Source organism: Enhygromyxa salina, assembly GCF_000737335.2.
GTDB lineage: Bacteria > Myxococcota_A > Polyangia > Nannocystales > Nannocystaceae > Plesiocystis > Plesiocystis salina_C.
Genome location: NZ_JMCC02000025.1, coordinates 75758 through 85766, shown reverse-complemented (window position 1 = coordinate 85766; position 10009 = coordinate 75758). Strand labels below are relative to the sequence as shown.

The 10009-nt window shown below is 70.1% G+C and carries 3 protein-coding genes; 1 reads left to right on the top strand and 2 read right to left on the bottom strand.

Translation table 11 applies throughout. The annotated features are described in order from the left end of the window. A partial coding sequence (locus tag DB30_RS11240; RefSeq protein ID WP_205632961.1) for a beta-ketoacyl synthase N-terminal-like domain-containing protein occupies positions 1–4094 on the bottom strand: 4094 nt, incomplete at its 3' end. 1133 nt (positions 4095–5227) lie between these two features. Beyond that, positions 5228–5386 carry a hypothetical protein gene (locus tag DB30_RS11235; protein WP_153258290.1) on the bottom strand — a complete coding sequence of 53 codons (159 nt, stop codon included), beginning with the start codon at positions 5384–5386 and terminating at the stop codon, positions 5228–5230. Between the two features lie 150 nt (positions 5387–5536). Between DB30_RS11235 and DB30_RS11230 the strand changes: the two genes are divergently transcribed. Next, the gene (locus tag DB30_RS11230) at positions 5537–9919 is read left to right on the top strand and encodes a serine/threonine-protein kinase (protein ID WP_052548399.1); all 4383 of its coding nucleotides are present in this window, start codon (positions 5537–5539) and stop codon (positions 9917–9919) included. The last annotated feature ends 90 nt before the right edge of the window (positions 9920–10009 follow it).

Sequence of the window (10009 nt, the reverse complement as noted above, 5' to 3'; positions counted from 1 at the left end):
AGCAGCGCCCGGAGCTCGGCCAGCGAGCTCGCCGCGAACGCGAGGCGCTCACGCAGGGCCATGCGCCCGACCTGGAGGGTCCAAGCGACGTCGTGCAGCTGCTCGGGCTCGAAGGCCGCGAGCCGAGCCTCGAGGCGCCCAGCGAGCTCGACGAGCTGGGCCTCGCGCTCGGCCGAGAGCACGAACAGCGCCGGACGACCCAGGCCAGCCGGCGCGGTCGCGCGAAGCTCGGGCACGTGCTCGCGGATCACGACGTGCGCGTTGGAGCCTCCGCCGCCAAAGCTCGACACGCCGGCGATCCGCGGCACGGAGCGCGCGACGCCGTCGACGGGCAGCGTCGGTCGCTCCCACGGCTCGAGGCGCTGAACCACGCGCAGCGGGGTGCGCTCGAAGTCGATGTGGGGGTTGAGCTGGCCCGAGTGGAGGCTCGGGACGATCTCGCGGTGCTGGAGCTGGAGCAGGACCTTGGTCACCGCCGCGATCCCGGCCGCGCTCTCGCAGTGGCCGATGTTCGACTTGACCGATCCGATCGCGCAGTTGTCCGGGGCCCCACCCGCGTCGCGAAATGCCTTGCTGAGACCGGCGATCTCGATCGGATCGCCGAGCGAGGTCCCCGTGCCGTGGGCCTCGAGGTAGCTCAGCGCCCGCGGATCGACGCCCGCGCGCGCCAGCGCCTCGACGATCACCTCGCCCTGTGCGATCGGGGTCGGGACCGAGTAGCCCGAGGTTCGTCCGCCGTGGTTGAGCGCCGTCCCAGCGATGACCCCGTAGACATGGTCGCCGTCGGCGAGCGCCTTGGCGAGGGGCTTGAGCAGGACCGCGCCCACGCCCTCCCCGGGCACATAGCCGTCGCCGCCGGCGCCGAAGCTGCGACAGCGCCCGTCGTGGGCCAGGAACTGGCGCTGACTGAGCACCATGTACTTGTTGGGGTGCAAGCTGAGGTTCACGCCGCCGGCCAGCGCGGCCTCACACTGCCCGCTGGCGATGGCCTCGCAGGCGAGGTGGATCGCCGTCAGCGACGACGAGCACATCGTGTCCACGGCCATGCTCGGCCCGTGGAAGTCGTAGAAGTAGGACACGCGGTTGGCGATGGTCGACGCGCTGCCCCACAGCGCGACTTGCTGTCCCCGCCCTTGGGCCTCGGCCCCGAGCAGCGGGTACTCCTGGTACATGACAGCGACGAACACCCCGACGGCGCTGCCGAGCGCGTCGCCGGTGTAGCCCGCGTCCTCGAGCGTGTGGTGGGCACACTCGAGAAAAATCCGCTCTTGGGGGTCGAGGTACTCGGCCTCGAGCTTGGAGATCTGGAAGAACAGCGGATCAAAGCGATCGATCTCGTCGAGGAACCCGCCCCACTTGCAGGTCGTGTAGCCCTCGCCCTCGGCGTAGCGCTCGTGGTCCCAGCGATCGGCAGGGATCTCGCCGACGCAGTCGCGACCTCCGCGGAGGTTGGCCCAGAACGCATCGAGGTCGGGAGCCTCGGGGTAGCGGCCGCCAAGCCCGACGATCGCGATCTCGGGCCGTGAAGCCGCCGCGCGCGGACCGACGACGGCCTCGATGCGTTCTGGGCCTGGGGCCGGCGCCTCGCTCCGCCGCGACACGGCTCGCGTGCTCAGGCCGACGAGCTGCGCACACACGCGCCCACGCTCGTCGCAGATGCTGAGCTCGAGGCGGGCCGACTTGGTGTCCGTGGCCCGGCCAGCGCGATGGCGGATCCACGCGTAGGCGCGCGCGGGGATCGGCGCGAGGAGCTCGAGACGCTCGAGCACGAAGGGCAGCGCCAGGCTGCCGCTGCCCTCCTCCGTGAGCCACAGCCCGATCGTCGCTTGCAGCGCGCCGTCGAGGGTCGCGGGATTGAGCGCCCACGCGCCGAGCCCAGCCGAGGCCGGGGGCAGCTCGAGGCGCGCGAGGACCTCGGGGCGCCCGGCCTCGTCATGCCCAATCTCGAGCCCGGCGAGGGCCCGGTGGTCATGACCATAGTCGAGGCCGAGCTCGGCGTAGCGGGCGTAGATCTGCTCGGCGTCGAAGCGCGCCTCGCTGCAGCGGGCGCGCAGGCCCGCGAGCTCGACGGACTCGAGCGCGCCCGCGACCGCGGGCGTGATCCGCCCCTCGCTACACAGCGTCCGCTCGCCCTGGTCGTCGAGGCTATAGATCTCGAAGCTGTGGACGCCCGTCGTGTGCTCCTCGAGCTCGAGCTCGAGCTCGACGCCGCCCGCCCCCGCCACGACCGGGCGCAACCACACGACATCGCGCAGCTCGACCGCACCGAGCTCGGCCCCTTGCTCGGGCCCTTGCCCGAGCTCGGCGAAGGCCGCCCGCGCCAGCTCGAGGTGGGCGACGCCCGGGAGCACACGCTTGCCTTCGACGCGGTGGCCAGCGAGGAAGGGCTCGTCGCCCGACAGGTGACCACGCAGCAGCAGCCCCCCCTTCGCGGTCCGGCCCGACGGACGCAACCACCCGCCCGCTGGCGGTTCGGCGGCGGCCACGGACGAGGTCGGGCTCTGGACCTGGCCCAGATGGGTCGCAACGAGGTGGGCGGCCACGGCATCGATCGTCCGCAGCTCCGCGAACAATGCCTGAGGCAAGCGCACGTCGTAGCGCGCGTCGAGTCGCGCGGCGAGCTCGACGAGGTTGCTCCAGTCGAGCCCCAGCTCCTGAAACTCGACCCCTGCCCCGATGTGCCCAGCCGGGACCGCGAGCAGCTCGGCGACGTCCTCGGTCACCCTTGCAACCACGCGAGCCCGCCGCTGCGCCGTGCTCCCGACGACCGCTGGAGCCGGAGCGGGCACCGGAGCCGGAGCCGGAGCCGGCACCGGTGCGGGCACCGGAGCCGGCCGATCGGGCGGAGCGATCCGGGCGCTCGGGCTCGCGAGCCCCTCTGCCTCGGCCGGCTCCGCCGCCGACACGAGGGGCGCACTGGCCCCCGTGAGCGCGGGGTGATCGGCCGGCAGCTGCGCCTCCAGCATCTCGGCGAGCTCGGAGATCGTCCGGTGCTCGAACATGATCGTTGGCGACAGCGAGAGCGACAGCTCGGTCTCCAGCGCCGCGACGACGTGGAGCAGGTCGGCCGAGGCCAGCCCCAGCTCGTAGTACCCAATGTCGAGCTCGACCTGGTCTGGCTCGAGCCCCACAGCCGAGGCGACGAGGCCGCGCAAGATACCCACGACCCCCGCTGGCGAACCAGCCTCGGGTCGGGCCTGGGCCGCCGCGGGGCGCAGGGCCGAGCTCTGCCTCGCCTCACCGCCCCCTTCGCGGACATCGAGGGAGGACGCCACACGCACCCGCTTGCCCACGAACTGGCCGATCTCGGCGACCTGGACCCCCGCTTCGTCGTAAAACTCGACGCGCAAGCGGACGAGCTCCTCGTCGCGATGAACCGAGTCCGTTGGCACGCGGACGTAACAGCGCTTGCCGAGCCCACCCGCCGCACGGAACGACTCGAACATCAGCGGAAGGTAGAGCCCGGGCCCGTCATCGCCGGGATAGAGCATGCCGATCGCGACGCCGCCCCCGAGCAGGCCGGCTTCGAACAGCGCCGGGTGAAACAAGAATGAGCTGGTCGTGCCGTGGTAGGCGGAGCCGAGCTCGACCTCGGCGATCCAGTCGTCGGCGCGATGATGGACCCCGCCCTCGATCTTCATGATGCCCGAGTGGCGAAGATCCTGGTTTTTGCACCACCCGTAGATCTCTGTGAGCGGCGTGAACTCTCGGGGCCGCGCCAAGGGCAGGGCGAGGCGGCCCGTGAAGCGCTTGGGCTCGCGCGCGACAGCATCGACGACGGCGTGGAGCACCTCCGTCGTGTCCCCTTCCCGTCGACTCCGAACCTCGACGCGCCAGCCCCCCGTGCCCACGGGCTGGCCGGCGACCGTCGTCTGCACCGGGGCTCCCTGATCCGCCACCAGAGGGGCAAAGATCGTCAGCTTGCGAAGCTCGAGCTCGTGCATCGGGAACCCCTGACGGGCGAGCACCTGCAAGACGAGGTCGACATAGCCCACGCCTGGCAACAGACTGCGGCCATACACGACATGGCCACTGAGCAGCGGGTTCTCGGCTGTGATCAAAAACGTCTCCGAGAATTGCGAATATTCTGTCATGGGTCGCATGGGCCAATGAGGACATCTTGTGTCTACATTGCAGACACATTGGCGAAACAACCAAGTCGTCAACTTGGCCATCCCGCAGCGCTTTCCTCGCAAATATGTGTTTCTGGGTGTTCTCGGCCTCGCTCATTGCGCATACATGCAGCTGAAGGTTCAGCTACACATCGAGCAGAGCGTTCGCTCGTTCGCTCCCCCAGCCCTCACGAAGCTGGAGGGTGAATCAGTCCACCTTCCCCGGCCCCCTTTAGTGACTGGCAGGTCCCAAGCGCCTTTGTGCCAGACACAATGCGAAGGGTCAAGCCTTGATCTCGCGCCCCCTCGAGTCTGCCCGCGGCCCAACTCTCCGTCCTGAAGTCCTCTCAACCGACGATGGTGGGTACGAGAGCGAGAAAGTTCGTCGCTCAACCACACGAGAAGCTGGTCTGCTCCCCTCCCCGCGATTGGACCCGGGCCCGCGTTGTTCGTGACCATTCCCTCAACTTGGATTCGAGGGTGTAGCCACTTGTGAATCAACGAGCCCGCAGAGATCGCTACGACACGAGAGCGCGACCTCGCCTTGCCCCTGATGTTGCATTGGATCAGGCCGCGAGCGCAGCGTCGATGGCCTCGACCTCCTGCCGTGCAACACCGCGTGTGCAGCTGAGCATCTGAGCCTGTGAGCACGGGCGTCGATGCGAAAATTCGAAGACCGCCTCCCTCCCACCAACTGTTCGTTTTTTCACTGGTCGGGTCTCTCCACGCCACGGTGCTGCGCCACACCCAGTGGCGTTGGACTTGCCCCCCGGCGCGCTCGCGCAGCGACCGGAGCACTCACGGATGAGCTCCCCGTGCGTCGCGAACAAGAACGATCCAAACGTCAACCGCAAGACGCGCTCCCCGGCTTGGTCACGGCTCGATCGTGGTCTCGATGATGTACGCGCACCTGGCCCGAGCTCTGGGCGACGAGCTGATCCGCCGTCTCGCTCCGCAGCCAGGGGTCCACACATCGTCGTCATCATGGCAGTCTTCGCGAACCGTCCGCGAATGCTGCCGGCTCCGTGTCGACCCACGATCGAAACCGCAGACTTCCCTGGACCGAGCTGACCGTCGCGGTGGACGCCGCGTCGCCCACCCACATCGCCGTCGACTCACCGGCCGCCGACGCCCCGAGCATCTGTGAACCCCCGCGCGCGCGGCCGCTTCGAGGTCCGCGCCGCGACGACCAAGGCCAGGCTCCGGGTTGACATGCGGCCCCCGTTCGAGTCGCCGATCCCAGCCACGACCCGGTCGATCTCGGTCGCGCTCACGCTGCCGACGCCCGCGCCCGAGCTGACCGCCAGCTCAGCTCAGAACATGTGTTCGAGCGCAGCCAACCCCCTCTCGACGCCCAGACCAGACCCGCGATGACGCGCGCCGCCACCGGTGGTACACGGTCCGACCACCCCCCGAGCGCGCGCATGACCGACGACCTCCCCCGCCCTTTCGGCCGCTACGTGCTCACCCGTGTGATCGGGGAGGGCGGCATGGCCGAGGTCTACCAGGCCAGCGTCCGCGTGGCCGAGGGCCTGACCAAGTGGGTCGTCATCAAGCGCATCCGGGCAGACTTCGCCGACGATCGCGACTTCACGCGGATGTTCGTCGACGAGGCCAAGATCGCGTTGAGCCTCAACCACGCCAACATCGTGCAGGTGTTCGACTTCGGTCAGATCCGCGGCACCTTCTACCTGGCGATGGAGCTGATCGAGGGCGTGGATCTGATGCGCCTGTTTCACGCCGTGCGCGGGCGCGAGGACGGCTTCCCCGCGGTGATCGGCGCGTACGTGGGTCACCAGGTCGCCTCGGGGCTCGCCTATGCGCACCGCAAGTGTGACGACTACGGGACCCCGCTCGGGATCGTCCACCGCGACGTCAGCCCGCACAATTTGATGCTGAGCTGGGAGGGCCAGGTCAAGATCCTCGACTTTGGCATCGCCCGCACCCGCAAGGCCTGGGACAAGGGCCACGCGCCGCCCGAGATCGAGACGATCAAGGGCAAGGTCGCGTACATGTCCCCCGAGCAGTCGATGGGCCGGCCGGTCGATCAGCGCTCGGACATCTACTCGCTGGGCGTGGTGCTCCACGAGCTGCTGACCGGCGAGCTGTTGTTCCGCACGCGGGATCGGCTCGAGGCCCTCAACATGGTCCGCAACCAGGCGATCCCGCCGATCCTCGAGCGGGCCCCCGACCTGTCCGACGAGCTCGCGCAGATCGTCGACAAGGCGCTCGCCCGCGACCCGGATCATCGCTGGGAGTCCGCCCGCGAGATGCAGTCGGCGCTCGCCCAGTTCCTGCACCGCGCCGATCCGGTCGTCGACGACGAGGTCCTCTCGCAGTACCTCGGCAGCTACCGCGGTGACGAGCCGCAAAAGCACGCGGTCCGGCCCGCGTCGCGGGCCCCCTCGTCGCTGTCGGTGGTCGAGACCCGCGAGGTCGGCGACTCCGAGCTCGCGCTGGTCCCGGTCCGCAGCTCGGCCCGCTGCGTGCTGTTGTACGCCAGCTTCGAGCCCGGCTCGGCGCCGCGCGACACCCCGCTGAACGTCCGCCCGCTGCTGGATCTGGTCCGCGACGTCGCGTTCAAGCGCGAGGCCCACGTGCAGCGGCTCGACGACCGCGGCGCGCTGTTGGTGTTTGGGACCATGCTCAGCGCCAGCGACGACGCCGAGCGTGCGCTGCGGGTGGCCCGAACCATGCGCGAGAGCGTCGCCGAGTTCGCGCCCGGCGTGGATCTGGGCCTGGTGTTGCTGACCACCCACGTCACGCTGGTCCGCGGCGAAGACGGCAAGCTCGGCAAGCTGGTCATCGAGCTGCCGCCGGGCCTCGCCGAGCAGCTCGATCGCGTCGGTCGTCACGTCGTCGAAGAGCCGATCATGGTCGCCGGCGAGCTCGCCGAGCGCCTGCGTCGATCATGGCGGATCGGCGAGGCCGGCTGGCTCGATCCGCAGATCCCCGAGGCGTCCGCCGGCTCGCCGTGGGCCGCCGACTTCCAGCGCGTGGCCCCGGTGCTCGGGCCGCTGTCCGAGGCCGAGCGCCGCAGCCAGCAGACCTGGGTTGGCCGCAAGTCGCTGTTTGGACGCGAGCTCGAGCTCAAGGCCCTGCGCGACAGCTTCGCCGAGGCGATCCGCGGGCCGATCAGCCGCAGCCTGCTGATCCACGGCGGCCCCGGCATGGGCAAGCAGGCGATCATCGATCGCTTCGTCGCGTCGTTGCCGTCATCGGCGTGCGCGGTGTTGCGTGGCGTGGGCCAGTGGTCCACGCGCAACCAGCCGCTTGGCGTGTTCTTGACCTTGCTGCGTCGGTTCTTGCGGATCGAGTCCGACACCCGGCTCGAGACGATCATCCGCAAGCTCGAGGACTACGGCGTCCGCGAGGCCGAGCAGCTCGCGACCGCGCTGGTGTCCGCGCTCGGGCTGTACTTCACGGGGGCCAGCGGCGGGGTCGAGCGGGAGCTCGATCCGCGCCAGCGTCGCGAGCGGATCCACCGGTTGATCCGCAGGCTGATCCGCTCGCTCGCCCAGCGACGGCCGGTCCTGATCGTCATTGAAAACCTCCACTTCATCGACGAGCCCAGCTTGCGCGTGCTCGAGGAGTGGGCCGACGCCAGCCACCCGTTGCCGATCCTCGGGATCACGACCGCGCGGCCGGGCCCACGCGCCTCGGACTTCGCCGCGCGCAAAGGTGTCAGCGTGGTCGAGCTGCCCGAGCTCGACCCGGCCGCGGCCCGCGAGATGATCCTGCGCCGGTTCGAAGATCCTCGTGAAGCCGCCGAGCTGTGCGACGCGATCCTCGCCCGCACTGGCGGCCACCCGCTGTTCATCGAAGAGATCCTCGCGTCACTGCTGCACCACGGCACGATCGCCTGGAACGCCCAAGCTCGCTACCTGGTCGTCCGTGAGCGCGGGGCGCAGATCGAGCTGCCGCCCAGCATCGAAGCCGCGCTGCAGGCCCGGGTCGACGATCTCGCGCCCTCCGACCGCGACACGCTGCTGGGCGCGGCGGTGCTCGGTCGCAGCTTCCGCGCGGCCGAGCTCGCCGATCTGCTCGATCGCGACGTGACCCGCGAGCTCGAGACCCTGCTCGACGCCAGCTTCATCGAGCACGACCTGCCCGGCACCCAGGACATGTCGGGGGGCTCGGACGCGGGGCGTGGCCGCCAGCGCGACCGTCAGCCTCGTCATGATCACGGCCTGCGCTTCGTGACCGTCAGCCTCCACGAAGTCTGCAAGGCTCAGATCCCGCTCGCCTCGCTCGAGCACCTGCACGGGCGCGCGGCCGAGATCAAGCAGGCCCGCCACGACTACGCCGGGGGCCGCGACGATGGACCGATCGCGGATCACCTGATGCACGCGGGCCGGTTCCAGCAAGCGTTCGGCCCGGCCATGCGAGCCGCCCACCACGCCGAGAACGTGGCCGGCAACGTCGAGGCCTACTACTTTCTGAGCCAGGCCCTGCGCGCGCTCGAACCCGACGATCCCCGCCGCTTCGAAGTGCTGCTCGAGCGCGAGCCGATCCTCCGGGCGTGGGGCCGAAGGCGGGCCCAGGGCGCCGATATTCGCCAGCTGCTCGCGGTCGCGGACGCGCTCGACGGGCCCGACAAGCCGGTCAAGCAGGTGGTCGCGTCGCTCCGTTTGCTGCGCTTTTACCTCGAGTGCGGGCGCAGCCATCGAGCCACGCGCCTGGTCCCGCGGCTGCAGGCCCAGGTCCACGCGCTCGCCGAGCCCGAGCCCTACTTGGCGATCCTCGGCGAGCTCGAGAGCGAGCTGATGTTCGCGCGCGGCCACTTCGAAGAGGCCGAGTCCGTCGCCCGCGACTCCCTCGTGTTTTGTGCCCACGATCATCGGGGCGTCCGCCTGCGCGTGCGGCTGCTGCGTGCGATCGGGCGGGTTCAGCTTGGGACCGGCCGGCTCGAGCCCGCCAGCGAGACCTTCCGCGAGGCCCTGCACCTCGCCCGCAGCATCGGCCATCGGCGGCTCGAGGCCGAGGCCCTCAACAATCTCGGCGAGGTCGCCGGACGCAGCACCTACTACCAAGAGGCGATCGACTGCTTCAAGGCCGCGCTGGGGATCGATCGGGATCTTGGCGACCGCTTCGCCACTGGGGTCAAGCTCGCCAACCTCGGCCTCGCCTACACCGCGATCGGCCTGTACCAACGGGCCGAGCGCTACCTGCGAAAGGCGCTCGAGCTCCACGAGGCGATCGGCCACCCAGGCTTGCTCAACGATGTCATGGTCAGCCTTGGGATCGTCGTCGCCCACCTTGGCGACCCAGAGGCCGCGCACGTGCTGCTGACCGACGCAGCCAAGGTCGCCGCCCGACGGGGCGACATCCGCACCCAGCTGCGGGCAGAGGTCCGGCTCGCCCGGGTGCTGGTCACGACCCCCGTCAACGAGCACGGCGACGCACAGCCCAGCGAGCAGGCGATCGCCGAGGCCGATCTCATCGCGACCAGCGTGTACGACCGTGGCCGCGCGTCCGGGCTGCGCTCGAGCACCGCCCGCGCTGCCCACGTGCTGGCGCTCATTGCGGCTCGCCAGGGCGACAGCGAACGCGCGATCGCCCACGAGCGCGACGCCGAGCGCCTCGTCCGCCTCGGCGCCGCCCCGGTCGACGGCGTCCGCTCGCTCCACCACCTCGGCCGCCTGCTGCGGGACAAGGGCCACGAGTCCGAGGCGCGCGCGCTCCTGTCCGAGGCCGCGCGGGCGGTCCAGAGTCGCCTCGACGATCTGCGGGACTACGAGCTGCGCGAAGGCTACCAATCCCTCCCCGACGTCCGCCAGATCCTTGCTGATGGTGGGCGGTACTGATTAGGACCCCGCGGGGCGGCTTCGCACTTCGCGGTTCACTCGCTTGCTCCCCTCCATCCCCTCGTAGCTCGTGGGGTTTTGAGGCGACCC